We start from the raw sequence: 25829 nt of genomic DNA on the forward strand, positions 1-25829 counted from the left end.
CTGCCGGTCCTTACGCCTGGTCTGCTCTCAGACGTCCTGGCCGGTAGCCAGAAGTTGCGCCCTGGCTCGGCGCAGTTCCGCCAGGGCCTCGGCGGTCTCGGCGCCGGCCGCCCTGGCCGTGTCGTAGGCGGCCTTCGCCTTCGCCACGTCGATCTCGTCGGAGAGGTCGGCCGCCTCGGCCAGAATGGATACCTTCTCCTTGGTGACCGACAGGAACCCGCCGTGCACGGCGACACCCAGCACGTTGCCGCCGGGTTCAATGATCCGGGCCGCGAAGCCTTCCTTCAGCTCGGCCAGCAGCGGCGCATGGCCGGGCATCACACCGATGTCGCCGTCGGTGGTACGGGCGACCACCATCTCGGCCTCGCCCGACCAGATCTGTCGTTCGACGGAAACCAGGTCGACCTGCATCTGTGCCACTTTGCTCACTCCGCATGCTGTCCGTTGTGGAGCGGGACTTCGCAGTTGATCAGGTATTGCACCTGATTGCGACGCTCTGTCCCATTCTCATGGTACGACCGCCGATGGAGCAAACTCCCGGAGAGATCCGTTTCTCTCCGGGAGTTGCCCACCAGCTCAGTTCTCTTCGAGTTGCTTGGCCTTGGCCAACACGTCGTCCATCCCGCCGACGTTCAGGAACGCCTGCTCCGGAACGCTGTCGTACTCACCCTTGGCGATCGCGTCGAAGGCCTCGATGGTGTCAGACAACTCGACGTAGGAGCCGTCCATGCCGGTGAACTGCTTCGCGACGAAGAAGTTCTGACCGAGGAACCGCTCCATCCGGCGGGCCCGGCCGACCACCAGCTTGTCCTCCTCCGACAGCTCGTCCATGCCGAGGATGGCGATGATGTCCTGCAGTTCCTTGTTCTTCTGCAGGATCCGCTTGACCTCCTGGGCCACCCGGTAGTGCTCGTCACCGACGTACTGCGGGTCCAGGATCCGCGAGGACGAGGACAGCGGGTTCACCGCCGGGTAGATGCCCTTCTCGGTGATCGCCCGGTCCAGCTCGGTGGTGGCGTCCAGGTGCGCGAAGGTGGTGGCCGGCGCCGGGTCGGTGTAGTCGTCGGCCGGCACGTAGATCGCCTGCAGCGACGTGATGGACCGCCCCCGGGTGGAGGTGATCCGCTCCTGCAGCACACCCATCTCGTCGGCCAGCGTCGGCTGGTAGCCCACCGCGGACGGCATCCGGCCGAGCAGGGTGGAGACCTCGGAGCCGGCCTGGGTGAACCGGAAGATGTTGTCGATGAACAGCAGCACGTCCTGGTGCTGCTCGTCCCGGAAGTACTCGGCCATGGTCAGTGCGGACAGCGCGACCCGCATCCGGGTGCCCGGCGGCTCGTCCATCTGGCCGAACACCAGGGCGGTGTCGTTGATGACGCCGGACTCGGTCATCTCGGTGATCAGGTCGTTGCCCTCGCGGGTGCGCTCACCGACACCGGCGAACACCGAGGTGCCGCCGAAGTTCTTGGCGACCCGGGTGATCATTTCCTGGATCAGCACGGTCTTGCCGACGCCGGCACCACCGAACAGACCGATCTTGCCGCCCCCGACATACGGGGTCAGCAGGTCGATCACCTTGATGCCGGTGACCAGCTGTTCGGTCTTGCTCTCCAGCTGGTCGAAGGCCGGGGGCTTGCGGTGGATGCCCCAGTGCAGGGCGTCCTCGCCGACGCCCGGCTCGTCAAGGCAGGCGCCGAGAGCGTTGAACACGTGGCCCTTGACCACGTCGCCGACGGGCACCGAGATCGGCCCGCCGGTGTCGGTGACCGTGGCGCTGCGGACCAGCCCGTCGGTGGGCTGCATCGAAATACAGCGGACGATGTCGTCGCCGAGGTGCAATGACACCTCGAGCGTCAGGGTGCGCTCGATGCCGGCACCCCTGACGTCGACGTGCAGGGCGTTGGACAACGCCGGGATCGCACCACGCGGGAACTCGACATCGACGACCGGGCCGATGATCCGGATGACCCGGCCGGCGGCAGAGGCGGACGCCCCGGAACCGGTGGTGTCGGTGGCAATGGCAGTGCTCATGTCAGTCCTCTTCGCTATTGGCAGCTGCGAGAGCGTCGACGCCGCCGATGATCTCGGTCAGTTCCTGGGTGATCTGCGCTTGACGTGCTTGGTTCATCTGCCGGCTCAACGTGCGGATGATGTCGTTGGCGTTGTCGGTGGCCGCCTTGCAGGCCGCCCGCCGGGCGGCCGACTCGCTGGCCGCCGCATCCAGCAGGGCGGCGTAGATGCGGGTGGTCACATACTTCGGCAGCAACAGATCCAGCAGTTCCTTCGGGCCGGGTTCGAACTCGTAGGAGGGCATCGGTCCGGACACCGTTGTGTCCTGCTCGACATACTCGATCTCCATCGGAGCGACCCGACGGGCCTGCGGCACCTGCGACAGCATGGAAACGAAATGCGTTGACACCAGGTGGATCTCGTCGACACCGTCCGTGGTGTTCCCGTCCGGGTCCTGCGCCTGGTTGCCGCTACCGGCCAGGAAGGCCGGCAGCAACGCCGCCGCCGCTGTGTCGGCGTCGGCATAGGTCGGCCGCTCCGAGAACCCGGTCCACGATGCGGCGATGGCCCGTTGCCGGAAGGTGTAGTAGCCCAGGCCCTTGCGGCCGATGATGTACATCACCGGTTCCTTGCCCTGGGAGCGCAGCAGCGAGGAAAGTTCCTCGGCCGCCTTGATCGCGCCGGCGTTGTAGCCGCCGCACAGGCCGCGGTCGGAGGTCACCAGCAGGATCGCTGCCCGCTTCGGTTCCGGCCGTTCGACCAACAGCGGATGCTCGAGGGTGGATGCCGACGCCAACGCCGACAACACCTCGGTGATCTGCTCGGCGTACGGCGTGGACGCCTCGACGGCGGCCTGCGCCTTGGCGATCCGCGAGGTCGCGATCAACTCTTGAGCCTTGGTGATCTTCTGCGTCGAGGTGACACTCTTGACGCGCTGTTTCAGCACTCGTGCCTGGGCGGCCACGCTTCACCTCCGATCCTGGAAATCTCTGCTCGGTCAGTACTCACTGTTGATGTTCAGTTCTCTTCGGGTCGGCTCTGCTCTGGTCAGGCCTTCTTCGGCGGCGGCGGCGGCTTGCGGACCTGCAGCTTTTCCTGGCCGACCTGGTCGGCGGCCATCGCCGCGGCCTCCTTCTCCTTGCCCAGCAAGGTGTGCCCGTCGGAGGTGGTGAACGACTGCGCGAACTCGGTGAAGGACGACTCGAGCTGGGCGACAGCATCGTCATCCAGCGCCTTGCTGTCCCGGATGGCCGGCAACGGCGAGCCCTGCGCGTGCCGCAGGTACTCCAGGAACTCGCTCTCGAACCGGCGGATGTCCTCCACCGGGACCTGGTCGAGCTTGCCGGTGGTACCGGCCCAGACCGAGACGACCTGCTCCTCCATCGGGAACGGGGTGTACTGCGGCTGCTTGAGCAACTCGACCAGTCGGGAGCCGCGGGCCAGTGAACGCTTCGAGGTCGGGTCGAGGTCGGAACCGAAGGCGGCGAACGCCTCCAGTTCGCGGTAGGCCGACAGGTCGAGGCGCAGGGTGCCGGAGACCTTCCGCATCGCCTTGGTCTGGGCGGCGCCGCCGACCCGGGAGACGGAGATGCCGACATTGATCGCCGGCCGGACGCCGGAGTTGAACAGGTCCGACTCCAGGAAGCACTGCCCGTCGGTGATCGAGATGACGTTGGTCGGGATGTACGCCGACACGTCACCGGCCTTGGTCTCGATGATCGGCAGGCCGGTCATCGAGCCGCTGCCCAGATCCTTGGACAGTTTCGCGCAACGCTCCAGCAGCCGCGAGTGCAGGTAGAAGACGTCGCCCGGGTAGGCCTCCCGACCCGGCGGGCGGCGCAGCAGCAGCGAGATGGCCCGGTAGGCCTCGGCCTGCTTGGTCAGGTCGTCGAAGATGATCAGCACGTGCTTGCCCTGGTACATCCAGTGCTGGCCGATGGCCGATCCGGTGTACGGGGCGAGCCACTTGAAGCCGGCGGAGTCGGACGCCGGCGCCGCGACGATCGTGGTGTACTCCAGCGCACCGGCCTCCTCCAGCGAGGAACGGACACCGGCGATGGTGGAGCCCTTCTGGCCCACGGCGACGTAGATGCAGCGGACCTGCTGCTGCGGATCGCCGGAGTCCCAGTTGGCCTTCTGGTTAAGGATGGTGTCGACGCAGACGGCGGTCTTGCCGGTCTTGCGGTCACCGATGATCAGCTGACGCTGGCCGCGGCCGATCGGCGTCATCGAGTCGATGGCCTTGATCCCGGTCTGCAGCGGCTCGCGGACCTCCTGCCGCTGCACCACCGACGCGGCCTGCAGCTCGAGCGGGCGCTGCTCCTCGGCGGCGATCTCGCCGAGGCCGTCGATCGGCTGGCCCAGCGGGTTCACCACCCGGCCGAGGAAGGCGTCACCGACCGGCACCGACAGCACCTCGCCGGTCCGGGTGACCTCCTGGCCCTCGGCCAGGCTGTCGGCGTCGCCGAGCACCACGGCGCCGATCGAGCGGGCGTCCAGGTTCAGCGCGACGCCGAGTACCCCGCCGGGGAACCGCAGCAGCTCGTTGGCCATCGCCGAGGGCAGGCCCTCGACAGTGGCGATGCCGTCCCCGGTGTCGGCGATGATCCCGACCTCTTCGCGGGACACCTCGGGTGAGTACCCGGAGACGTAGCTCTCGATCGCGGAACGAATCTCGTCGGAGGAGATCGTCAACTCGGTCATCGCGTTCCCGTTCTTCTTCAGTGGTGCCTTGGGTGTTTCAGTTGCTTTCGTGTGTACAGCGGTACTGCCGTGGAGCCACGAACTCGGGTGACGGGCTCAGCCGGCCAGCCGCCGGCGCAGGTTGGCCAGCTGTCCGGCCACGCTGCCGTCGATCACTTCGTCTCCGACGGTGACCCGCATCCCGCCGGCCAGCGCCGGATCGACCTCGAGGTGCAGGGCGACCGGCCGGCCGTAGATCCGTTCCAGCGCAGCGGCCAACCGGGCCCGCTGGTCGTTGTCGAGCTCGATCGAGGTCTGCGCGATCGCCGTCACCTTGTTCCGGCGTTCCGCGGCTTGCTCGACCAACTCGGCCACCCCGCTGGAGAACGTCCGGGTGCGGGTGTCGGTGGCCAGGTCGGCAAGCAACTCGACGGTGAGCGGGTTCGCCCGGCCGTCCAGCAGCCGGATGATCAGTTCCTTGCGTCCCTGCGGGTCGGCGGCCGGGTCGTCCAGCAACACCGACAGGGCCGGGTTCGCGTCGACGACGCGGCCGAAGCGGAAGAGCTCGTTCTCGATCTGATCCAATTGCCCACTGCGTTCGGCGCCGAGGAACAGTCCCGACCGGCCGAGCCGCTCGATGCCGTCGCGCAGATCCGCACCGGTGGCCCACGATCCGGCGACCGCATCGGTGACCAGTGACAGCGCGGTCGGATGGATCTTCCCGGAGAACAGGGAGTTCACCACCCCGGTCCTGGCTTCGGCGCTGGTGGTCGATTCGGACAGCGTCCTGCGCAGCACCGGCTCGGCGCGCAGCACGCCGGAGACGTGCAGCAGGTCGGTGCCCACCTTCTGCAGATCGGCATCCGACAGTGTCGCGGCACCGCCGACCAACGTCGCGGTGACGTCGTCGAGTGCCTGCCGGCTCGAGATGTGCTGCATCAGCTCTCCAGGTCGGCGAGGAAACGCTCGACGGTCCGGCGCCGGAGGGCATCGTCCTCCAGCGACTCGCCCACCACCTTGCCGGCCAGATCGATCGACAGCCGGCCGAGATCACCACGGAGTTCGGCGACGATCTGCGCGCGCTGGCTGTCCAACTGAGCCCGACCCGCGTTGGCGATCCGCTCCGACTCGGCCCTGGCCGAGGTGAGCATGTCGTCCTTGATCGCCTGCGCCTGGGCGCGGGCGTCCTCGCGAATCTTCGCGGCCTCTTCCCGGGCGCCTGCAAGCTGCGCCTGGTACTGCTCCAACGCGGCCTTGGCCTCGTTCTGGGCCTGCTCGGCCTTCGCGATGCCGCCCTCGATGGCCTGGGTCCGTTCGGCATACGCCTTTTCGAACATCGGCCAGACGAACTTGGCGAGTACCCAGACCAGAACTGCGAACCCGATCGCGCCGATCAGGACCTCGCCCCACGGCAAGCCGATCGGGTTGGTCTCTCCCTCAGCGGCGAGGAGTTGAGTCGACATCTGTGCCTATCCCTGGAGTCGGTGGAGTGAACTGGAGCTGACGCCCGCCCGGGGCGGCCGCTGGATCAGAGGATGAACGGGACCACGAAGCCCAGCAGGGCCAGTGCCTCGGACACCGCGAAGCCCAGGAAGGCGTAGGTCCTGGTCAGACCGGCCGATTCCGGCTGCCGTGCGGTCGAGTTGATGTAGGCGGCCCAGACGATGCCGACACCGATGCCGGGGCCGATGGCGGCGAGGCCGTAACCCATCGTTCCGATGTTGCCGGCGATGTCGACGTTCACGTCGGCGAGCTGCTGGATGACAGACATGGGGGTGGTTCTCCCTTTCGGTGGTGCCGGTTACTGGTCCCGCACCTGCGGGCCAGGGTCTGCTGCGGTCGGTGGTGCAGTGGATATCAGGTCAGTGCGAGTCGGCCAACGAGCCTTCCAGGTAGATGGCCGTCAACAGGGTGAACACATACGCCTGCAGGGCGCAGATCAGCAGCTCGAAGAACACCAGGAAGATGCTCGCCGCCGCCGGCAGCACGAACAGGGCATAGCCGACCCCACCCTGCTGCAGCAGGAAGATGGTGCCGGTCGCCGCGACGCCGATCAGCATGTGACCGGCGAACATGTTGGCGAACAACCGGACTGCCAAGGTGAACGGCCGGAGCAGGATGTTCGACAGGAACTCGATCGGGATCAGCAGGATGTGCATCGCCGGCATCACACCGGGGATCACCGTCTGCAGCTTGAGGTAGCCGAGGAAGCCGTGCTTCTTGATCCCGACCGCGTTGTAGACCACCCAGACGAGGGCCGCCAGCATCACCGGGATGGCGAAGTGGCCGTTCACCGGCATCTGCGCGAACGGGATGATGCCCCACAGGTTGAGCACCAGGACGAAGGTGAACATGGAGGCCAGGAAGCCGGCCCACTTCTTGCCGGCGGTGCCGCCGAGCACCTCGATCGCGATGCCGTTGCGGACGAAGCCGTACATCGACTCGCCGGCGAACTGCATCTTGGAGGGCATCACCGCCGCCTTACGGGCGGAGGCCAGGAAAAAGGCGATAATCAGGATGACGCCGAGGACGAGCAGCACCATCGCCTTGACCGAGGCGATGACGGAGCCGTCGCTGAGTCGGTCGAAGAAGAAGGAGTGCTCGACGGAGGGCGGGGCGAATCCGCCATCGCCGGAGCCTTCAGCAGCGAGGATTGACGTCGCTGCGGACAGGACCGGATTCACTCGGTCTCCCTTCGGGTGCTGGCCGGAGGCGGCCCGGGCTGGGGGTCGATCGGTCGCATCGCATCGGGGTCGACCGGATGGTCAGCTCTGGCCACCACGGCGTAGATCCCGAGGGCCATGCCGATGATCAGCCCGACCGGGAGCGCGAACTTCGTGCCCCACCAATGATCAAGCAGCCAACCGATTCCGCCCCACAGGATGAATGCTCCCAGCAGGGTGGAGACGACGGTCCACCCCTCGTCCGAACCGGAGTGGTCCGAAGCTTTCGGCGGCCTCATCTTCATGGCAAGACGAACTCTAACAGCCGATCGGGCGTGCTCCTGCACCAGGGAGCGCAGATTTCTACAATCTGTCGAAGGTCACTGTTCCGATCAGCTCGGATCGACGTAGAACAGCTTGGTCGTCCACACATAGCGCATGTGCGCGCCGAGCCAGCAGAACAAACCGATTCCCACTGCTCCGGCCATCCAACGGGTGTCGAACACGCCGTCCCTGGGGATCATCACCAGCACCACGCCGAGCGCGACGATCTTCGCCACGTAGCTGATCAAGGCCGCCGCCAGCACCCCCTTCGGGTTGCGCTCGCCGACCTTGGCGATCACCACCGCCGAAAAGCTGAAGAATGCGCCGACGATGACGGTGCCGAGCACCACCCCCCAGGCGGCCCTGGATCCGTCGACCAGGGCACCTACCAACGTCAGCACCGCGCCGCCGGCCACCAGTGCCGCCCAGCAGACCCGTAGGTGCCCGAGTGACCAGACTCCCCCGGCGGCGGAGCGGCGGGCCGCCTTCTCGGCGATCGTCAGGTCCACCATCGGTGGCGCCTCCCGGCTCTTCTGGATGCGGCGTTCGCCGCGATCGCTGTCGCGATCCGGGGCATCGCCCGGCTCACGGTCCCGGCCGGCCGCCGGTGACCCGTTCATGGTGCCGTACTTCCGGCGGCCTGGTCCCCGGCCGGCTCGTGCCGGGCCTGGCCGGACCCGCTGCCGGCTCTGGCCCGGACCAGCCGCCGGTCCCTGACCCGCGGCCAGGCCGACACCACGACGGCCAGCACGATCAGCGCGATCGCCGGGCCGATGGCCACGGTCCACGGCAGGAACGACAACGACACCGCGCTGCCGGTCAGCACCGCCGCCCATAGGTAGAAGATCAGCACGGCCTGGCGGTGGCTGTGGCCGATGTTCAGCATCCGGTGATGCAGATGCTGCTTGTCGGCGCTGAACGGATGCCGCCCCTCCCTGGTCCGGCGCACCACCGCCATGAAGAAGTCCAACAGCGGGATGAACACCACCGCCAGCACGACGATCAACGGGGACAGCGCCGCGATGGTGTTCCGCGGGCCGAAGGTGCTGGAGTCCAGCTTGCCGCCGGAGCTGACGATCGCCGCGGCCATCGTCAGACCGATGAACATCGAACCGGAGTCGCCCATGAAGATCCGCGCCGGATAGAAGTTGTGCGGCAGGAAACCCAGGCAGGCACCGATCAACGCGGCCGCGATCAACGGCGGTTGCGAGGCCCCGGTGTCGTCGTGGGACAGCGCCAGCTGGTGGGCGGAGAAGACGAAGACGCCCACCGCGGAGATCAGCGCAACCCCGGCCAACAGGCCGTCCAGCCCGTCGATGAAGTTCATCGCGTTGGTCAGCACCACGGTGATCAGCACGGTGATCACCAGGCCCTGCGCCTGCCCGAGCGAGACCAGGCTGCCGCCGTTGTCCAACGGCAGCCACACGGTCACCCACTGCACGCCGAACATCACCAGCACCCCGGCCGCCAGCACCTGACCGGCCAGCTTGGTGATCGCGTCCAGGTCGAACCGGTCGTCGAGCACACCGACCAGGCAGATCAGCCCACCGGCCGCCAGCACGCCGAAGACCTCCGAACTGGTGCTGAACGCCTGCGACAACTTCGGCAGTTCGACCGCGACCAACACGCCGGCCGCCACCCCCGCATAGACCGCGACGCCGCCCATCCGCGGGGTCGGCAACTGGTGCACGTCGCGGTCCCGGATCTCGGTCACGGCGCCGACCCGGCGGGCGAGCACCCGGACCAGTCCGGTGACCAGATAGGTGACCAGCGCAGCCGTCGCGAGCACCAGCGCGTACTCACGCGCGGGTATGAGGGAGAGCACCGGCCCAGGGTAGTCGGGCCGCAGCGGCCGACGTCCGCGCGCGGCGGGTCCGGAACCGGAATGACGAGCCGCGCGTCACAGGAGTGCAGTACCGAACCGGTGACGAGCTTCAGGCCCCCCGCCGGGGCCGGCGAGGGGATCGTCACGAGACCGGATCGGGATTGCGGCTCCACGCAGGAGCAGAGCTCACGGGCCTGGCGTCCGGTCACGACGACCGGAAAGCCGGGCCCGCAGCAGTTCTCGCCGCAGCCGACGGCTTCGATGTCATGATTCCCACACCGCAGCAATCCGCACCCCGCCACACCGCACCGCCCGGCCATGATCCTTCGCACACACCAGTGATCGGTCCGTCAGCTCCACCGGGAGCGGACGCCGAGTCGCGCATCGTCCCGAGAGGCGTCCCCGATGACCCAGCCGCCGCTTCCCCCGCCCTCTTCCGGCTTCGGTGCCGGCCAGTTCGCCCCGGGCCCGTTCCCGGCCGGCCAGTTCGCCCCCGGCCAATTCGCCCCCGGCCAGTTCCCGGCCGGCCAGTTCCCGGCCGGCCAGTTCCCGGCCGGGCAGTTCCCGCCCGGCCCGGTACCGCCCGGCCAGTTCCCACCCGGTGCCCCCGGTCGACCGGCCGCGCCGATCAACCGGTTCGGCGCCGTGGTGCTGCTGGCCAGGATCGCGGCCGTGGTGCTGGTCCCGCTGGGCCTGTCCATTCCGTTCGACAGCAGCTCCGGGTGGGTCACCCAGCCGGCCTGGTCTGCCTTCGCCATGCTGGCCGCGGTCACCCAGTTGCTGCCCGCCTTCGGCGGCGGCCTGGGCTGGTCGGTCCAGCGCGGCTGGCTGGTCTCCGCGGTCGGAACGGGCGCATTGCTGCTGTTCTGGCTGTTGATCGTGCTGCCCGGCATCGGCAGCAACGAAGGCTTCTGTCTGACGCTGGCCGCGGCGGTCGCTGCGGCCGGGTGCGTGTTGGCACCCGGACGGCGATGGTGACCAGCCGTCCGGCGATCGCCCCGGCCGCGGCCCGTCGGCGACTGTGGCTCGCCGGCGCGCTGGCACTGCTGTCGTTGGGCCTGCCCTGGTCCGCGGCCAGGGCCGGCTATCAGGTCGCGGGCTGGTACGCCCCGGGAAGCTGCATCTCGGTCTACGACGCTGACGGGTACGCGACCCTCGACTGCTCCCCCGGCTACTACTCGCCCGGCTGGTCGGTCGCCGGCCAGGCCGCCGCCCCTGGCTACGCCACCGATCTCCGGATCGTCCTGGCGGTGGCACTCACCCTGCTGGTGCTCGGGCTGCGAAGGGACTCCGGCCGGCTGCAGCTCGCCGGACTGATCGTCGCCGTCGCCGGGTTCGCCCTGAATCCGGGTGAGCAGCCCGGTCAGTTGGCGTACGCGGGGGCGGTGGTCGTGCTGGCGTCGGCCTTGCTCAGCTCCGGTCGGGGTCAGCTCCGGTCGGCGGCCAGCACCTCGCCGGCCACCTCGCGGATCCGGTCGAGTTCCAGCGCACCCTGACGCAGGATCCTGGGCAGCTCGCCGGTGAGGTCGATGATCGTCGAGGCAACGCCCAGCGTCGACGGTCCGCCGTCCAGGTAGACGGCGACGTCGTCGCCGAGCTGCTCCGCCTCCGCCACGCTGGTGGCCGGCGGCTCGCCGCTGCGATTGGCGCTCGACACGGCCATCGGGCCGACGGTCCGCAGCAGGTCGAGCGCCACCGGGTGTAGCGGCATCCTGACCATCACGGTGCCGCGGGTGTCCCCCAGATTCCACTGCAGGCTCGGCGCATGCTCGACGACCAGCGACAGGCCGCCCGGCCAGAACGCCTCGATGAGTCGGCGCATGGCCGGCGTCACGGCCGTCACCAGACCGTCCAGGGTCGACCAGGACCCGACCAGGACCGGCACCGGCATGTCCGGTCCGCGACCCTTGGTAGCGAGCAGCTTCTGGACGGCAGCCGCGTTGAACGCATCGGCGCCGAGCCCGTACACGGTGTCGGTGGGCAGCACCACCAGTTCGCCGGCCTGCGCGGCGGTAGCGGCGGCGGTGAGCCCGGCGCGGCGGGCGACCGGATCGGCACAGTCGAAAGTCGTCACCGCGACAGTCTGGCAGGGCGCCCGCCGGCCCGTGAGTCGGGGACAGACGCTCCGACTCGGCGGCTCGCCGCTCGGCATCGGTTCCCGGGCGGGGACGGACTCACCGACTCGGCGGCTCGCTGTCCGGAACCGTTGTGCGAACGGCCCGATGTAGGTAAGTTCCGACGGGCAGCCAACAACCGTAATCTTTTACCATTCCGCTTCGGCGGAAGGGACGGAGGACGCATGGCACCGCTCGATCGACGAACCTTCCTGCGCGCGGCCGGGATCTCCGCGGCCGCGGTACCGCTGGCCCCCGGGCTCGCCGGGGCCGTCACCGCGCCGGCCGACCCCGCGACCCAGGGACCACAGCCCAACGGACACTCCCGGGTGCGCACCGGGGCCGATGTCCTTGCCGCACAGAACTTCTCGCCGCTGTCCGGCACCAAGGTCGGCATCATCACCAACCCGACAGGGATCGGCGCCGACCTGCGCAGCATCGTGGACGCGATGCACGCCTCCGGCGCGGTCGACATCGTCGGCGTCTTCGGACCCGAGCACGGCTTCCGCGGCACCGCGCAGGCCGGCGAGTCCGAGGAGACCTACGTCGATCCACGCACCGGACTCACTGTGTACGACGCTTACGGCGCGACGGTCGACAAGCTGGTCGGCATGTTCACCACGGCCGGGGTGCAGACCGTGGTGTTCGACATCCAGGACGCCGGTGCCCGGTTCTACACCTACATCTGGACCATGTACACGGCGATGAAGGCCGCGGTCGCGGTCGACGCCAACTTCGTCGTCCTGGATCGGCCGAACCCCACGGGCGGCGTCGCCCGCGGCCCGCTGATGACGGACGCCTACACCTCCGGCGTCGGCGCCGAGGCGATCGTCCAGGCACACGGCATGACGGTCGGTGAGCTGGCCGGTTATCTGGACGGCGAGATCCTGCCGACCGACACCGACGGGAAGCAGCTGCGGAAGCTGACGGTGGTGAAGATGAGGGGCTGGCGGCCGTCCATGCGATATGCCGACACCGGCCTGCCCTGGGTGCCGCCGAGCCCGAACATGCCGACCCCCGACACCGCGCTGCTGTACCCGGGAACCGGGATGTTCGAGGGCCTGTGGCTGTCCGAGGGACGCGGCACCACCCGGCCGTTCGAGCTGATCGGCGCACCCGACGTCGACTACCGATGGGCCGAAACCCTTGCCGCACGCAACATTCCGGGAGTCGGTTTCCGCGAGGCCTACTTCACCCCGACCTTCAGCAAGTTCGTCGGGGAGGTCTGCGGTGGAGTCCAGGTGCAGATCACCGACCCGGCGAAGCTCGATCCGATCCGGGTGGCGGTCGAGATGATGGTGGCCGCCAAGGCGCTCTACCCGGGTTTCGGCTGGCGGTACGACAGCTACGACCCGGTGCGGCCCCACTGGATCGACAAGCTCACCGGTTCCACCCGGCTGCGGGAGCAGATCAGCGGCGGTGCGTCCGCCGACGAGGTGATCGGATCCTGGCGGGACGAGCTGAGCGCCTTCGACCATCGGCGGCGGCAGTACCTGCTCTATCCCGGACGGCGCGCCTGAGCACGCCGGCCGACGGTGTGATCGCGGCGGTCAGCAGTCCACCACCAGATAGAAGTACTGATCGGCGGGGGCACCGGCCGCGGTCCAGATGTACACCCGGACCGAACTCGAGTTGCTGCCGTAATAGGTCGAGGCGGATCCGAAATAGCCCGAGTTGTAGACGGTCACTTCGGCCGTGCAGTATCTGATGTTGCGATCGAACACGACGTCGTAGACGCCGAGCGATGCCCTGGACGCGCTGACCCCACGGGACGATCCGGCGTAGAGCGCTCCGCCCGAACTCACCATCACCGCCAGCGGCTTCACGTAGTAGCCGAACACGTCGATCACCAGGTCGGTCGGCCCACCGTAGTTGCGGACCCTCAGCGCCATCGCGGACGAGGCGTTCAGGCTGACGGTGGCACCGGATCCGATCGACGATCCGGCGTAGTTGAGCAGCGTCGCGCGGGGTTCGCTCAGGCCGTTCGGCCAGGCGCGCAGGAACCCGGAATGCGTCGGGGTGACGGCGGTCAGGGTCGCGGCGATGGCCGTGGCACCGACCGGAATGCCGCAGCCACCCGACTTGCCGCCTTGCGGGGCGAAACCGAACGTGCCGCCGACGTAGTACGGGCGGATCGTGTGGTTGCCCAACGGGGTCCCGTTCGCCCCGGTCCCGGATCTGGTGTCGACGATCCGGCACGGGGTGATCGGCAAGAATGCGGTCTCGGAACTGGCGGGCTGGAAGGTGGGCGCGAGCGCGGCCATCCTGGCCGTCGCGGTGGCCGACGCGAGGGTGTCCGCGCCCGAGTGCGACGAGGCGCCGGCCGCACCGGCGGCGGGTAGCCCGACGACCAGCACCGCCCCGGCGGCAATCGCAACGCTGCGTGATCGTAGTCCCATGGCATCCTCCTGTTGGCGGGTAGATGGGCTCTGCCTACTCGCACGCTGCGCAGTTTGACAACCGCCATACAGGACAAATCGTCGGAAACCTACCGGTGATCGAGTCGTCCGGCGGCGGCAGCTCGAATCGGCAGCGGCCACACCGCCAAGGCCGTAGCACTGAGCAGATGCCAGGCGGCGTGACCCTGCAGCAGCGCATCCGGACGGTGCCACGGGCCGCCGGTCCGGCTCAACCGGTTCAGCACAGCCCCGGCGCCCAGCATTGCCAACGGCGCGATCCGCCGGCGCAGGCTCCGTGGCTCGCGGACCGCCGTCACCGCCAGATCGCCGGTCAACAGCCCGACGATCGCCAACAGCGAGGCGTCGTGGAGTCGGTGTGAGATCCGGTCCCCCGGACCGTGAAATCCCATGCTGCCCAACCCGTTCGCCGTCATCGCGGCAGCTAGCGCCGAAAGGGCCGGAGAGCGTTGCCGGCTCCGCGTCATCCGCTGCCGGAGCCACCACGCGCCGATCGGATAGGCCAACGACGATGCGGTGTTGACCGGCTGGGCGATCAGCCCCGAATGCAGCCGCTCGCCGTCGGCGGCAGCCGGATGCTCGGCGTCCGGGCGCCGCCAGGCTCGCACCCGCCGGCGCCAATCCTGGTCGATCAACCCGCTCACCCAGTTCTCCGGCCGCCGGGTCAGCCCGGACCGAGAGAGACCCGTCGCGCGGTGACGAACCGCGGCCGGCCGGCCAGGTCACGGTGATCGGCGACGTCGGCCAGCACCTTGCGGGCGGACAGCAACGCAGGCACCGACTCGCCGTGCGAGTCGTCGTGCTCGATCGCCAGCAGGCCGCCCGGTTTGAGCAGGACGGCGGCGACGTTGATCAAGGGCCGGATCACCTCGAGGCCGTCCGGCCCGGCGAACACTGCCTCCGGCGGGTCGTGGTCGGCCACCTCGGGCTGCACCGGCGTTCCCGCCGGAACGTACGGGGGGTTGGCCGTCACCAGATCCGCCGCACCGTCCAGGTCGTAGAGCAGTCGCGGGTCGTTGAAGTCGCCGCCCCGCAACTCGACCGCCGAGCCGCCGGCCTCCAGCTGCAGCTCCAGATTCCGCCGCGCCCAGGCCAGCGCCCCGTCCGCTCGCTCCACCGCGATCACTCTGGCATCCGGCCGTTCGGCGGCGATCGCGAGCGCGATGGCGCCGGATCCGGTGCACAGGTCCACCACCACCGGGTCCGGTACGCCGCTGATCGCCGTCAGCGCCCAGTCCACCAGCAGCTCGGTCTCCGGTCGCGGGATGAACACCCCTGGTCCCACCGCGATGGTCGCCCGGCCGATCTGTACGGATCCGAACAGGTGTTGTAGCGGGATGCGTTGCGCGCGCCGGCCGACCAGTTCGTTGTACTGCTCGACCCACTCACTCTCCACCAGCGGCTGCAGGCCGAGCCTGGTGCGCTGGATGCCGAGTGAGAAGGCCGCGAGCTCCTCCGCATCGACCTTCGGACTGGGCACGCCGGCGTCGGCCAGCCGCTCGGCCGCCCGGTTGATCACCACCCGCAGGGGCTCACGCGCCACCGCCATCACCTCCGGCATCGGCGATCCTGGCGGCCCGGTCGGCGGCGTCCAGAGCATCCAGCACTCCGTCCAGGTCGCCGTCCAGCACCGCGTCGAGGTTGTAGGCCTTGTAGCCCACCCGGTGGTCGGCGATCCGGTTCTCGCCGAAGTTGTAGGTGCGGATCCGCTCCGAACGATCGACGGTGCGAACCTGCGAGCGCCGGTTGGCCGCCTCGGTCGCCTGGGCTTCCTCCCTGGCAGCGATCAACAGCCGGGAGCGCAGGATCCGCAGGGCCTGCTCCTTGTTCTGCAGCTGGGACTTCTCGTTCTGGCAGCTCACCACGATGCCGGTCGGCAGGTGGGTGATCCGCACGGCCGAGTCGGTGGTGTTCACCGACTGGCCCCCCGGACCCGATGAGCGGAAGACGTCGATCCGCAGATCGGACGCGACAACCGGAACGTCAACTTCTTCGGCTTCCGGGGAGACGAAGACACCGACCGCCGAGGTATGGATCCGCCCCTGCGACTCGGTGGCCGGCACCCGCTGCACGCGGTGCACGCCGCCCTCGTACTTGAGCCTGGCCCACACCCCGTCCGGTGGTGCCGGGTTGCCGCGGGCCTTCACCGCGACCGTCACCGTCGTGTATCCGCCCAGATCGGACTCGGTGGAGGACAGCACCTCGGTGCTGAACCCGCGGCGCTCTGCGTAGCGCAGGTACATCCGGAGCAGGTCGCCGGCGAACAGCGCCGATTCGTCACCGCCCTCCCCCGCCTTGATCTCCAGGATCACATCCTTGGCGTCATCCGGGTCGCGGGGGGCGAGCAGTTCGGCGAGCTCGGACTCCAACTCGGTGATCCGGCCGGTCAGTTCGTCCACCTCGGCGGCGAAGCCGGGGTCTTCGGCCACCAGCTCCCGCGCCGCCCCCAGGTCGGCGCGGGCGGCGTCCAGCTCGCGGGCCACCCGGACGACCGGCGCCAGTTCCGCGTACCGCCGGCCCAGCCGCCGGGCGACCGCCTGGTCGGCGTGCACCGCCGGGTCGGCCAGCTCACCCTCGATCCTGGTGTACTCGGCGACCAGCTCCGGGGCTGCCGGGGGGCTCTCGGTCATGCGTCTCGATTCTCGTGCTCGGTGGATCCGTGCCGGGCTCGCCCGACGGGCGCTCGATGCCGGCTGGTAACCCTGGAACGGCAAACGGCGCCCGCCGGCTGTTCAGCCGGGCGGGCGCCGTAGACGTAGCTAGCGGGTGCGCTTGCCGTAACGAGCCTCGAAGCGGGCGACGCGCCCGCCGGTGTCCAGGATCTTCTGCTTGCCCGTGTAGAACGGGTGGCAGTTCGAGCACACCTCGACGGTGATCTTTCCGCCGGTCTCGGTGCTCTTGGTGGTGAAGGTGTTCCCGCAACCGCACGAGACCTCGGTCTCGACGTACTCGGGGTGGATGCCGCTCTTCATAGCTGGTTCCTCTCTGATGGCCGCCGGGTCGCTGCTCGCCGCTGAGCCGCCGACGGATCGGCCGACTCTCGAAGCGGGCACCGTGAACCGGAGCCTGGGTGTATGGCCGGTCAAGTGTGCCATGACCGGCGCCTGCATTCCCAACCGGCGACCGGCGGCGGGTATTCCGCCGGTCGCTGCGATCCGATCTCAGTCGGACCCGGGGGTGTTCTTGGCGACCTGCATCAGGAATTCGATGTTGGTCTGGGTCTTGCGCAACTGGTTGAGCACCAGTTCCAGGGCCTGCTGCGGCTCCAGCGCGGACAGCACCCGGCGCAGCTTGACGGTGATCGCCAGCTCCTCTGGGCTCATCAGCAGGTCTTCCTTACGGGTCGAGCTCTGATCCACGTCAATGGCCGGGAACATCCGCTTGTCGGCCAGCCGCCGGTCCAGCTTGAGCTCGGCGTTGCCGGTGCCCTTGAACTCCTCGAAGATCACCGTGTCACCGGCACTGCCGGTCTCCACCAGTGCCGAGGCGAAGATGGTCAGCGAGCCACCGTTCTCGATGTTGCGGGCCGCGCCGAGGAATCGCTTCGGCGGGAACAACGCGGTCGAATCGACGCCACCGGAAAGGATCCGGCCGGAGGCCGGGGCCGCCAGGTTGTAGGCGCGGCCGAGCCGGGTGATCGAGTCGAGCAGCACCACGACATCGCGGCCCATCTCGACCAGGCGCTTGGCCCGTTCGATCGACAGCTCGGCGACCATGGTGTGGTCTGCCGGCGGACGGTCGAAGGTGGAGGCGATCACTTCGCCCTTCACCGACCGCTGCATGTCGGTGACCTCTTCGGGTCGTTCGTCGACCAGCACGACCATCAGGTGGCACTCGGGGTTGTTGGTGGTGATGGCGTTGGCGATCGCCTGCATCACCATCGTCTTGCCGGCCTTGGGCGGCGAGACGATCAGCGCCCGCTGCCCCTTGCCGACCGGCATCACCAGATCGATCACGCGGGTGGTGAGCAGGTGGGACTCGGTCTCCAGCCGCAGCCGCTCGTTCGGGTACAGCGGCGTCAGCTTGGTGAACTCCGGACGACTCTTGGCCAGCTCCGGATCCTGCCCGTTGACGGTGTCCAGCCGCACCAGGGCATTGAACTTCTGCCGCTGTTGCTCGCCGTCCCGCGGAGCCCTGACCTGACCGGTCACGTGATCGCCGCGGCGCAGACCGTTCTTGCGGACCTGCGAGAGCGACACGTAGATGTCGTTCGGGCCGGACAGGTATCCGGACGTCCGGATGAAGGCGTACGAATCCAGCACGTCCAGGATCCCGGCGACCGGCGTCAGCACATCGTCGTCGCGCACCTCGGTGTCGGGCGTGTCGTTGAACCGCTCGCCCCGGTCCGTGCGGTCGCGACCGCGCCGGTTGCGGTCGCGGTAGCGATTGCGCCGGCGGCCGCCACGGCCATCGCCATCGTCGTCCCGGTCGTTCTGCTGACGATCGTTGTTGCGGTCGTTCTGCTGACGATCGTTGTTGCGGTCGCCGCCCTGCTGACGATCGTTGCCCCGCTCGCCCTGCTGACGATCGTTATTGCGGTCGCCGCCCTGCTGACGGTCGTTGCCCCGCTCGGCCTGCTGACGATCATTGCCCCGCTCGGCCTGCTGACGATCATTGCCCCGCTCGGCCTGTTGGGTCTGCTGGCCCTGGCCCTGGCTGTCGGTCTCGGCCGCCCCGTCCCGCCGGTTGCGGCGATTGCGCCGGTTGCCGCGATCCTGCCGGTCGTCGGCATCGCCGCCATCGGTCGGGGCCGAAGCCTCGCGACGCACCTCGGGCTCGCGGGTCTCGGACCGGCGGCCGTTGGTGCGAGGGTCGGAGTGCCCGTTCTCGACAGCCGACTCCGCCGGCTCCGCCGCTCGCCGGGCAGTCGCCGGGGGGGTGTCGTCGAACAGGGTCGCCGCACCGTTGCTGGTCGCCGGCTCGGTGGTCTCGGGAGCACCAGCCGACCGGGCGGCCGCGCGGCGGCGCGGTGGACGCTGCTCAGCGGTGTCGTCCGCGGCCGGGGCGGGGGCGCTGTTGCGCCTGCCGGCGGCCGCCGGCGCTGCCGTTGCTGGCGCGGTGGCGGCGGGCGCTCCGCCCTGCCGCGCGGCGATGGCGGCGACGAGGTCGCCCTTACGCATCGCCGAAATGCCTTTGATGCCCATGGAGGTGGCCATGGCCTTGAGGTCGGTCAACACCATCGCCGACAGTCCCGTGCCTGTGGAGCGGCGGCTGCGGCTCCCAGTGGCGGAAACGCCGGAATCGGTGGTGGTGTCCAACAGCTCCGTGGTGTCGCTCACGAAGTTCCTTCCTGTCCGGCCGCAGGACGCGTACCGGTGTGGGTGCGCCGGCTCTTCGGCCGACGGGGACGTCCGCGTCCCATCGGACGCGGCTGGGGACTACCCAGGAGTGATCACTGGGCCCGAGAAGGCAGCCCGGTCGGTGCTGGTATCACCGAAGTTGTGTGCTGCCGTGTGACGGGAGCGGGGCCGGTGTGCGGCATGGCAACCGGATGATTGCGTCTTCCCCCGCTGATGAATCTGCTACCGGCCAACTGCTCGCGGCATCAGTGATCAATACCGAGAATACCTGCCCGATGGCACTCGAGGCAACCGACCGGTAACAAGTGGTCGGCGATTCGTGTTCTCACTGCCGGAATGCCGCGGCGTCGGCGGCGATCTGCTCGATCTGCAGCCCCCGCCGGTCGATCGGCAGCTCGACCAGATCGAACCCGGGACGCTGCCAGCGTCGCCCGTCGATCTCGCCGGTCACGAAGGCCAGCACCGACGGCCCGGCGCCTGATACCACTGCGGCGATGCCGGCGGCCCGCAGGTCGGCCACCAGGGCGGCGGTCTCCGGCATCGATGGCGCCCGGTACCGCTGATGCAGATAGTCAGCGGTCGCGGTCAGCAGCAGCGCCGGCTCGTCGCTGATGGCGTGCACGAACAGCGCTGCCGCGGCCGAGTTCGCGGCGGCATCCGCGTGCGGCACGGAGGTCGGCAGCAACGCCCTGGCGCGCTCGGTGGAGGATCCCCGCCGCGCGGAGAACAGCAGCACCCGCACCTGCGGGTGCACCGGCCTTTGCACCACCTGGCTGCGGCCGTCCGGCTCCGTCCAGGCGATGGTGAATCCCCCCAGCACCGCCGGTGCGGCGTTGTCCGGGTGACCCTCGACCCCAGCGGCGAGGTTCAGCAGGTCCGACCGCGACATCCGCTCCGGCCCCCCGGGGGTCAGCATCCGGGCGACGGCGATCCCGGCGACGATCGCCGCCGCCGACGATCCCTGCCCGCCACCGTGCGGGATCTCGTTGCTGCAGACCAGTTCCAGCCTCGGCACCGGCTCGCCGAGCGCTTCGAAGCCGAGCACTGCGCTGCGGTACACCAGGTGATCGGCGGTCAACGGCACATCGGCCGACCCACACCCGGTGACGGTGATTCGCAGCGGCCCGTCGGTCCGCCGGGCCGTCACCAGGTCGTAGCGGCCCAGCGCCAGGCCGAAGCAGTCGTAGCCGGGCCCGAGATTCGCCGAGGTCGCCGGCACCCGGACCCGCACCGCAGGCCAGGGGCGCGCCGGCACTACCGGACTTTCCGGCGCGTCGGGTGAGTCCGTCGACGCCGTCATCCGAGTTTCAGCGCATCCGCGACCGCTTCCGCGGAAACCGGGACCACTTCCGGCTCGCCCATGGTGGACATCGCGGTATCGGGATCCTTGAGCCCGTTGCCGGTGACCGTGCAGACCACCAGCGAGCCGGCCGGCAGTCGTCCGTCGGCGACCGTGGCCAGCAGCCCGGCGATCGAGGCGGCCGACGCCGGCTCGACGAACACCCCGGTGCCGGCCGCGACCAGGTGATAGGCCCGCAGAATCTGCTCGTCGGTGACCGCGTCGATCAGCCCGCCGGAGTCGTCCCGGGCGCCGATCGCACCGTTCCAGGAGGCCGGCGAACCGATCCGGATCGCCGTCGCGATGGTCTCCGGGTCCTTCACCGGGGCCCCGTGCACCAGCGGCGCCGCGCCGGCCGCCTGGAAGCCGAACATCCGCGGCAGCGCGGAGATCGTCCCGTCAGCGGCGTATTCGCGGTAGCCCTTCCAGTACGCGGTGATGTTGCCGGCGTTGCCGACCGGCAGGCAGTGCACATCCGGTGCCCTGCCGAGCACGTCGCAGATCTCGAACGCCGCGGTCTTCTGGCCCTCGATCCTGGCCGGATTCACCGAGTTGACCAACTCGATCCCGTCGATCGATGCGGCGGTCTTGCGGGCGAGTTCCAGGCAGTCGTCGAAGTTGCCCTGGACCTGCAGGATCCGGGCGCCGTAGGCGACCGCCTGGGCCAGCTTGCCGGCGGCGATCCGGCCCTGCGGGATCAACACCGCTGCCGTCAGGCCGGCGCGGGCGGCGTAGGCCGCGGCCGACGCCGAGGTATTGCCGGTGGAGGCGCACAGCACCACCCGCGCGCCGTCGGCCTTGGCGACCGTCACCGCCACCGTCATCCCCCGGTCCTTGAACGACCCGGTCGGGTTGGCCCCCTCGACCTTGAGGTACACGTCGCAGCCGGTCTGCTGCGACAGCGCCGGCGCGGGCAGCAGCGGGGTGCCGCCCTCGAACAGCGTGACGACCTCGGCGCCCGCCGGCACGCGGATCCGGTCGGCGTACGCGGCGATCAGCCCCGGCCAGCGTCGATGAACCGCTTCCGATGACGAAGAACGGACGATCACGACATGTCTCCCATCACGCGCATCACCGAGGTGACCTGACGAACAGAATCCAGCTCGGTGAGCCGGTCGACGGTCGCCGACAACGCAGCATCGGCCGCGGTGTGGGTGACCAGCACCAGGGTGGCGTCGTCACCGCCGCCCTGCTGACGGACCGTGGCGATCGACACGCCGGCCTCCGCGAACGCGGTAGCCACCGTGGCCAGCACACCCGGCCGGTCGTCCACGTCCAGGCTGATGTGGTAGCTGGTCGGCACCTCACCGATCGGCCGGATCGGCAACTCCGCGTAGGCCGATTCCCGCGGCCCGCGGCCGCCGCCGACCAGGTTCCGGGCGACCGCGACCAGGTCGCCGAGTACCGCCGACGCGGTCGGTGCCCCGCCGGCGCCCGGACCGTAGAACATCAACCGGCCGGCCGCCTCCGCCTCCACGTACACCGCGTTGTAGGCACCGTCCACCTGGGCCAGCGGGTGATTCCGCGGAATCATCACCGGGTGCACCCTGGCGGACACCGCCTCGCCGGCCGCCGGCCCGTCGCCCGGACCGCCGGTGACCCGCTCGCAGATCGCCAGAAGCTTGACCACACAACCGATCTCGTCGGCCGCCCGGATGTCCGCCGAGGTCACCGAGCCGATCCCCTCGCGGTAGACGTCGGACGCCCCGACCCTGGTGTGAAACCCCACCGACGCCAGGATCGCAGCCTTGGCAGCGGCATCGAACCCGTCGACGTCGGCGGTCGGATCCGCCTCCGCGTAGCCCAGCCGGGTGGCCTCCTTCAGCGCGATCTCATAGCTCTCGCCGGTGTCGCTCATCGCCGACAGAATGAAGTTCGTCGTGCCGTTGACGATGCCAAGGATCCGGGAGATCCGATCGCCGGCCAGCGATTCCCGCAGTGGCCGGATCAACGGGATGGCGCCGGCCACTGCCGCCTCGAAGTACAGGTCGGCGTGCGCCGCATCGGCTGCCTCGTACAGCGCCGGGCCCTCCTCCGCCAACAGCGCCTTGTTCGCCGTCACCACACCGGCGCCGCGGCGCAGCGCCGTCAGCAGCAGATCCTTGGTCGGTTCGATGCCGCCCATCAGCTCGACCACCACGTCGACGTCAGCACGAGCGACCAGGGCAGCGCCGTCGGTGGTCAGCAGATCTGCCGGCACCTCGGGGTGCTTGTGCGGGCGGCGAACGGCGACCGCGACCAGTTCCAGCGGCGCGCCCACCCTGGCGGTCAGCTCGGCCCGCTGCTCGGCGAGCAACCGGATCACCTGGGAGCCGACCACACCGGCACCGAGCAGCCCGATCCGTACCGGGGACGGTTCGGCCCCGGGCTGAGCGGCGTGCGTCATCGACCCCGCCTGGTCGCGCCGCGGAACACCCGGAAGGCGATCACCAGCAGCGCGACCACCACCAACACCGCGGCGATCGCGATCGCCGTCCGCAGCCAGTCCGGCATGTCGGGCTTCACCAGCACGATGACGATCAGGATCCCGGCGATCCCGAGCAGCACGGTGCCGGGCACCAACGACGGCTGGCCGTTGCGGTCCGGTTGCCGATCGGGTTCGTCGTTGCTCACCAGGCCCCTCCGCTCGTCCCTCGCGGGTTGCCCTGGCTGGGTGCCAATGGTTCCCTCACAAGTTCGCTCACCAGGTCTCCAGTCGCATCAGGTCGTCATCGGTCTCGCGGCGCAGCATCACCCTGGCGGCCCCGTCCCGGACCGCCAGCACGGCCGGCCGTGGCAGCCGGTTGTAGTTGCTGGCCATGGCATAGCAGTACGCGCCGGTGGCGGCGACCGCGAGCAGGTCACCAACCGCCAGATCGGCAGGAAGATAGCAGTCGCGCACCACGATGTCGCCGCTCTCGCAGTGCTTTCCCACCACCCGGGACAGCCTGCCGGGCGCGTCGCTGTCCCTGGAGGCCAGGGTGACGCTGTACTCGGCATCGTAGAGAGCGGTGCGGATGTTGTCGCTCATCCCGCCGTCGACGCTCACGTAACGGCGGACCAGCCCGCCGTCGAGCGCGACGTCCTTGATGGTGCCGACCTCGTACAGCGTGACGGTGCCCGGCCCGGCGATCGCCCGGCCCGGTTCGACGGCGATCCGCGGTACCGCGACGCCGGCCGCCTGGACCTCTCTGGAGACGATGTCAGTGAGCGACTTGGCCATCGCGTCGGCGGTCGGCGGATCGTCGGAGGGCACGTACGCGATGCCGAGCCCGCCGCCCAGATCGAGGGTGTGAATGGTGTCTACGAGTTCGGGATACCGCCCGATCAGTTCCTTCATCAGGCCGACCACCCGATGCGCCGCGACCTCGAACCCGGACGGGTCGAAGATCTGTGAACCGATGTGCGAGTGCAGCCCGATCAGCCGCAGGTGCGGCGCCGCCACCACTCGGCGGGCGGCCTCGGCGGCGTCGCCGCCGGCCAGGGAGAAGCCGAACTTCTGGTCCTCGTGGGCGGTGGCGATGAATTCGTGGGTGTGCGCCTCGACGCCCACCGTCACCCTGATCATCACATCGACCGGCTCGGTCCGGCCATCCGCCGACGACTCGGTGAGTCCGGCCAGCCGGGCGATCTCGTCGAACGAGTCGACCACCACCGTGCCGATCCGCGCGCTGACGGCGGCCGCGAGCTCGGTGTCGGACTTGTTCGACCCGTGCAGGGCGATCCGCCCGGCCGGGAAGCCGGCCCGCAGTGCCAGGGCCAATTCACCGCCGGAACAGACGTCCAGCGACAGTCCCTCATCGGCCAGCCAGCGCACCACCTCGCCGCAGAGGAACGCCTTCCCGGCGTAGTGCACGGCAGCCGCGTCGCCGAACGCGTCGGCGTAGTCGTGGCACCGGGACCGGAAATCCGCCTCGTCGACCACCATCAACGGAGTGCCGTACTCGGCGGCGAGGTCGCGGGCATCGGTGCCGGCCAGACTCAGCGCCCCGTCGATACCCCGGCATGCGCCCCGCGGCCAGACTCGGGGATCGAGCACCCCGAGATGCTCCGACGGACCCGGATTCGGGTGCGGAGCAACGACTTCGCCGTGTCGGGGTCCGGCGGGATGGGCTCTCACATTCGCTCCGGTGCGCTCACGCCGAGGACGCCGAGTCCGTCGGCCAGGATCTGGCGGGCATCGGCCACCAACTGGAGCCGATCGTCCGCGGCAGTCCCGCCGTCGGCGGTGACCGCCATGGTCGGCAACACCCGGACGACACACAGGTAATCACGGACGGCCGTCGCCAGTCGCTCCAGGTAGCGGGTCAGCCGGTGCGGCTGCGCCCGGTTCACGACGTTGGCGAGCACCTGCGGGTACTCCGCCAGCACCCGGCGCAGCACCGCCGTCGCCGCCGCCTCACCTGATGACGGTGCCGCCGGATCCGCTGCCCGTTGCTCGGGCAAGGTCTCCGCCGGGCCGAGGCAGTCGTCGTGCTCGCCGGCGAACGGGCGCAGCGCGGCGGCATAACGGCCGACCGCCGCCAGCCTGGCGTGGGCGAACTGCACCTGGAAGATCGGATTGTCGTCGTTCGGACGTACCCACCGGCCGATGTCGATCGGCGCGGCCGGATTCCGGGCCTGCCGGATCAGCGCGTACCTGGCCGCCTCGGCCCCGACCAGTGTTGCCAGCTCGGCGCCGGTGATCGTCGCCAGGTACGGATCCGCCATGGACGGGCAACCCCGGGTGTGCCGCGCCCGCATCCGTCCGGTCCGGCCCACCGCCTGCTCCACGACCTGCACGGCGCGCTGCCGGACCAGGCCGTCCGTGTCTCCCCCGCCGGGCGCCGGATCGGCGGCGCGCGCCATCGCGGCGGAGGGGGTGGAGGTCATCTGTCCATCTTAGGAATGACGGCACGCTCGATTCGCCACCCGGCCTGTGATCCGCGCCGGGCGATACGCCGTCGACGGCCAGGTGAACGCCGGCCGGGGACACCCCGAACGGCCGGCGCCGCCGAGCCCTGATCTTCTGCCCGTAGACTCGCCCGGGTTGCCCCGGCCGGCCGCCGTCCTCCGTTCGATCGGGGAACGGCCGGGTCCGGCGTGACCTGGTGGTGCACGGAGCGTTCCGATCCGGGTCCCGCCCGCCGTACCCGCCCAGTCCGCAGCACCGCTCAGTCAACGAGGTTTGCCCACC

27 protein-coding genes are annotated in these 25829 nt (G+C 69.6%); 3 read left to right on the forward strand and 24 right to left on the reverse strand.

Annotation, left to right across the window (positions count from 1 at the left end):
• Window positions 1-27: 27 nt before the first annotated feature.
• The 11 genes from K340_RS0100370 to K340_RS26450 all read right to left on the reverse strand — a co-directional run bounded on the left by K340_RS0100370 (window position 28) and on the right by K340_RS26450 (window position 9504).
• Entirely contained in the window at window positions 28-420 is a 393-nt protein-coding gene (locus K340_RS0100370; RefSeq protein ID WP_029135244.1) for a F0F1 ATP synthase subunit epsilon, read from the reverse strand.
• A gap of 156 nt (window positions 421-576) precedes the next feature.
• Window positions 577-2031 (reverse strand): F0F1 ATP synthase subunit beta, encoded by a 1455-nt coding sequence (atpD, locus tag K340_RS0100375; RefSeq protein WP_029135245.1) that lies wholly within the window; start codon window positions 2029-2031, stop codon window positions 577-579.
• A 1-nt stretch (window position 2032) separates the two neighbouring features.
• Window positions 2033-2974: a F0F1 ATP synthase subunit gamma gene (locus K340_RS0100380; RefSeq protein WP_029135246.1), complete on the reverse strand. Its 942-nt coding sequence runs from the start codon at window positions 2972-2974 to the stop codon at window positions 2033-2035.
• A gap of 83 nt (window positions 2975-3057) precedes the next feature.
• Complete coding sequence (atpA, locus tag K340_RS0100385) at window positions 3058-4713, reverse strand: F0F1 ATP synthase subunit alpha (RefSeq protein ID WP_029135247.1); 1656 nt, start codon at window positions 4711-4713, stop codon at window positions 3058-3060.
• Between the two features lie 96 nt (window positions 4714-4809).
• Window positions 4810-5631, reverse strand: a complete 822-nt coding sequence (locus K340_RS0100390; RefSeq protein ID WP_037362123.1) for a F0F1 ATP synthase subunit delta — start codon at window positions 5629-5631, stop codon at window positions 4810-4812.
• Window positions 5631-6155: a F0F1 ATP synthase subunit B gene (locus K340_RS0100395; protein ID WP_029135249.1), complete on the reverse strand. Its 525-nt coding sequence runs from the start codon at window positions 6153-6155 to the stop codon at window positions 5631-5633. The genes K340_RS0100390 and K340_RS0100395 overlap by 1 nt, the downstream gene beginning before the upstream one ends.
• Window positions 6156-6220: 65 nt before the next feature.
• The gene (gene atpE / locus K340_RS0100400; protein WP_051264680.1) at window positions 6221-6463 is read right to left on the reverse strand and encodes an ATP synthase F0 subunit C; all 243 of its coding nucleotides are present in this window, start codon (window positions 6461-6463) and stop codon (window positions 6221-6223) included.
• Between the two features lie 91 nt (window positions 6464-6554).
• Entirely contained in the window at window positions 6555-7376 is an 822-nt protein-coding gene (gene atpB / locus K340_RS0100405) for a F0F1 ATP synthase subunit A (RefSeq protein WP_051264682.1), read from the reverse strand.
• Window positions 7373-7660 carry an AtpZ/AtpI family protein gene (locus K340_RS36355; RefSeq protein ID WP_051264684.1) on the reverse strand — a complete coding sequence of 96 codons (288 nt, stop codon included), beginning with the start codon at window positions 7658-7660 and terminating at the stop codon, window positions 7373-7375. The genes atpB and K340_RS36355 overlap by 4 nt, the downstream gene beginning before the upstream one ends.
• Before the next feature lie 87 nt (window positions 7661-7747).
• On the reverse strand, window positions 7748-8299 hold the full coding sequence (locus K340_RS26445; protein ID WP_037362126.1) for a hypothetical protein: 552 nt from the start codon (window positions 8297-8299) through the stop codon (window positions 7748-7750).
• A complete protein-coding gene (locus K340_RS26450) occupies window positions 8296-9504 on the reverse strand; it encodes a glycosyltransferase family 4 protein (RefSeq protein WP_051264687.1) in 1209 nt (402 codons plus the stop codon). Before K340_RS26450 ends, K340_RS26445 begins: the two co-directional genes overlap by 4 nt.
• Window positions 9505-9909: 405 nt before the next feature.
• Between K340_RS26450 and K340_RS0100425 the strand changes: the two genes are divergently transcribed.
• Window positions 9910-10482 carry a hypothetical protein gene (locus K340_RS0100425; RefSeq protein ID WP_029135252.1) on the forward strand — a complete coding sequence of 191 codons (573 nt, stop codon included), beginning with the start codon at window positions 9910-9912 and terminating at the stop codon, window positions 10480-10482.
• Window positions 10476-11000, forward strand: a complete 525-nt coding sequence (locus K340_RS0100430) for a hypothetical protein (protein ID WP_029135253.1) — start codon at window positions 10476-10478, stop codon at window positions 10998-11000. The genes K340_RS0100425 and K340_RS0100430 overlap by 7 nt, the downstream gene beginning before the upstream one ends.
• On the opposite strand, the gene K340_RS0100435 is transcribed toward K340_RS0100430, so the two are convergent.
• Window positions 10931-11578, reverse strand: coding sequence for an L-threonylcarbamoyladenylate synthase (locus K340_RS0100435; RefSeq protein ID WP_029135254.1), 648 nt, complete (start codon window positions 11576-11578; stop codon window positions 10931-10933). The two genes, K340_RS0100430 and K340_RS0100435, sit on opposite strands and share 70 nt — an antisense overlap.
• A 225-nt stretch (window positions 11579-11803) precedes the next feature.
• Here K340_RS0100435 and K340_RS0100440 point away from each other — a divergent pair, with 225 nt between their 5' ends.
• Window positions 11804-13138: an exo-beta-N-acetylmuramidase NamZ family protein gene (locus tag K340_RS0100440; RefSeq protein WP_029135255.1), complete on the forward strand. Its 1335-nt coding sequence runs from the start codon at window positions 11804-11806 to the stop codon at window positions 13136-13138.
• A gap of 30 nt (window positions 13139-13168) precedes the next feature.
• Here K340_RS0100440 and K340_RS0100445 read toward each other — a convergent pair whose 3' ends face one another.
• The 12 genes from K340_RS0100445 to K340_RS33640 all read right to left on the reverse strand — a co-directional run bounded on the left by K340_RS0100445 (window position 13169) and on the right by K340_RS33640 (window position 25525).
• A complete protein-coding gene (locus K340_RS0100445; protein WP_154673978.1) occupies window positions 13169-14017 on the reverse strand; it encodes a hypothetical protein in 849 nt (282 codons plus the stop codon).
• Between the two features lie 89 nt (window positions 14018-14106).
• Complete coding sequence (locus K340_RS0100450; protein ID WP_029135257.1) at window positions 14107-14679, reverse strand: hypothetical protein; 573 nt, start codon at window positions 14677-14679, stop codon at window positions 14107-14109.
• Window positions 14680-14699: 20 nt separating this feature from the next.
• The gene (gene prmC / locus K340_RS0100455; protein WP_029135258.1) at window positions 14700-15578 is read right to left on the reverse strand and encodes a peptide chain release factor N(5)-glutamine methyltransferase; all 879 of its coding nucleotides are present in this window, start codon (window positions 15576-15578) and stop codon (window positions 14700-14702) included.
• Complete coding sequence (gene prfA / locus K340_RS0100460; RefSeq protein WP_029135259.1) at window positions 15568-16665, reverse strand: peptide chain release factor 1; 1098 nt, start codon at window positions 16663-16665, stop codon at window positions 15568-15570. The genes prmC and prfA overlap by 11 nt, the downstream gene beginning before the upstream one ends.
• A 129-nt stretch (window positions 16666-16794) precedes the next feature.
• The gene (rpmE, locus tag K340_RS0100465) at window positions 16795-17007 is read right to left on the reverse strand and encodes a 50S ribosomal protein L31 (protein ID WP_029135260.1); all 213 of its coding nucleotides are present in this window, start codon (window positions 17005-17007) and stop codon (window positions 16795-16797) included.
• A gap of 189 nt (window positions 17008-17196) precedes the next feature.
• Window positions 17197-19314: a transcription termination factor Rho gene (rho, locus tag K340_RS0100470; protein ID WP_029135261.1), complete on the reverse strand. Its 2118-nt coding sequence runs from the start codon at window positions 19312-19314 to the stop codon at window positions 17197-17199.
• 346 nt (window positions 19315-19660) lie between these two features.
• Window positions 19661-20635 (reverse strand): homoserine kinase, encoded by a 975-nt coding sequence (gene thrB / locus K340_RS26455; protein ID WP_084613900.1) that lies wholly within the window; start codon window positions 20633-20635, stop codon window positions 19661-19663.
• The gene (gene thrC, locus K340_RS0100480; RefSeq protein WP_029135262.1) at window positions 20632-21723 is read right to left on the reverse strand and encodes a threonine synthase; all 1092 of its coding nucleotides are present in this window, start codon (window positions 21721-21723) and stop codon (window positions 20632-20634) included. The genes thrB and thrC overlap by 4 nt, the downstream gene beginning before the upstream one ends.
• On the reverse strand, window positions 21720-23060 hold the full coding sequence (locus K340_RS0100485) for a homoserine dehydrogenase (RefSeq protein WP_029135263.1): 1341 nt from the start codon (window positions 23058-23060) through the stop codon (window positions 21720-21722). The genes thrC and K340_RS0100485 overlap by 4 nt, the downstream gene beginning before the upstream one ends.
• A complete protein-coding gene (locus K340_RS0100490) occupies window positions 23057-23287 on the reverse strand; it encodes a hypothetical protein (protein ID WP_029135264.1) in 231 nt (76 codons plus the stop codon). The genes K340_RS0100485 and K340_RS0100490 overlap by 4 nt, the downstream gene beginning before the upstream one ends.
• 67 nt (window positions 23288-23354) lie before the next feature.
• Entirely contained in the window at window positions 23355-24773 is a 1419-nt protein-coding gene (gene lysA / locus K340_RS0100495) for a diaminopimelate decarboxylase (protein ID WP_029135265.1), read from the reverse strand.
• Entirely contained in the window at window positions 24770-25525 is a 756-nt protein-coding gene (locus tag K340_RS33640; protein ID WP_029135266.1) for a DALR anticodon-binding domain-containing protein, read from the reverse strand. Before K340_RS33640 ends, lysA begins: the two co-directional genes overlap by 4 nt.
• Window positions 25526-25829: the final 304 nt, after the last annotated feature.

It is taken from the genome of Nakamurella lactea DSM 19367 (assembly GCF_000426645.1).
Classification (GTDB): Bacteria; Actinomycetota; Actinomycetes; order Mycobacteriales; family Nakamurellaceae; genus Nakamurella; species Nakamurella lactea.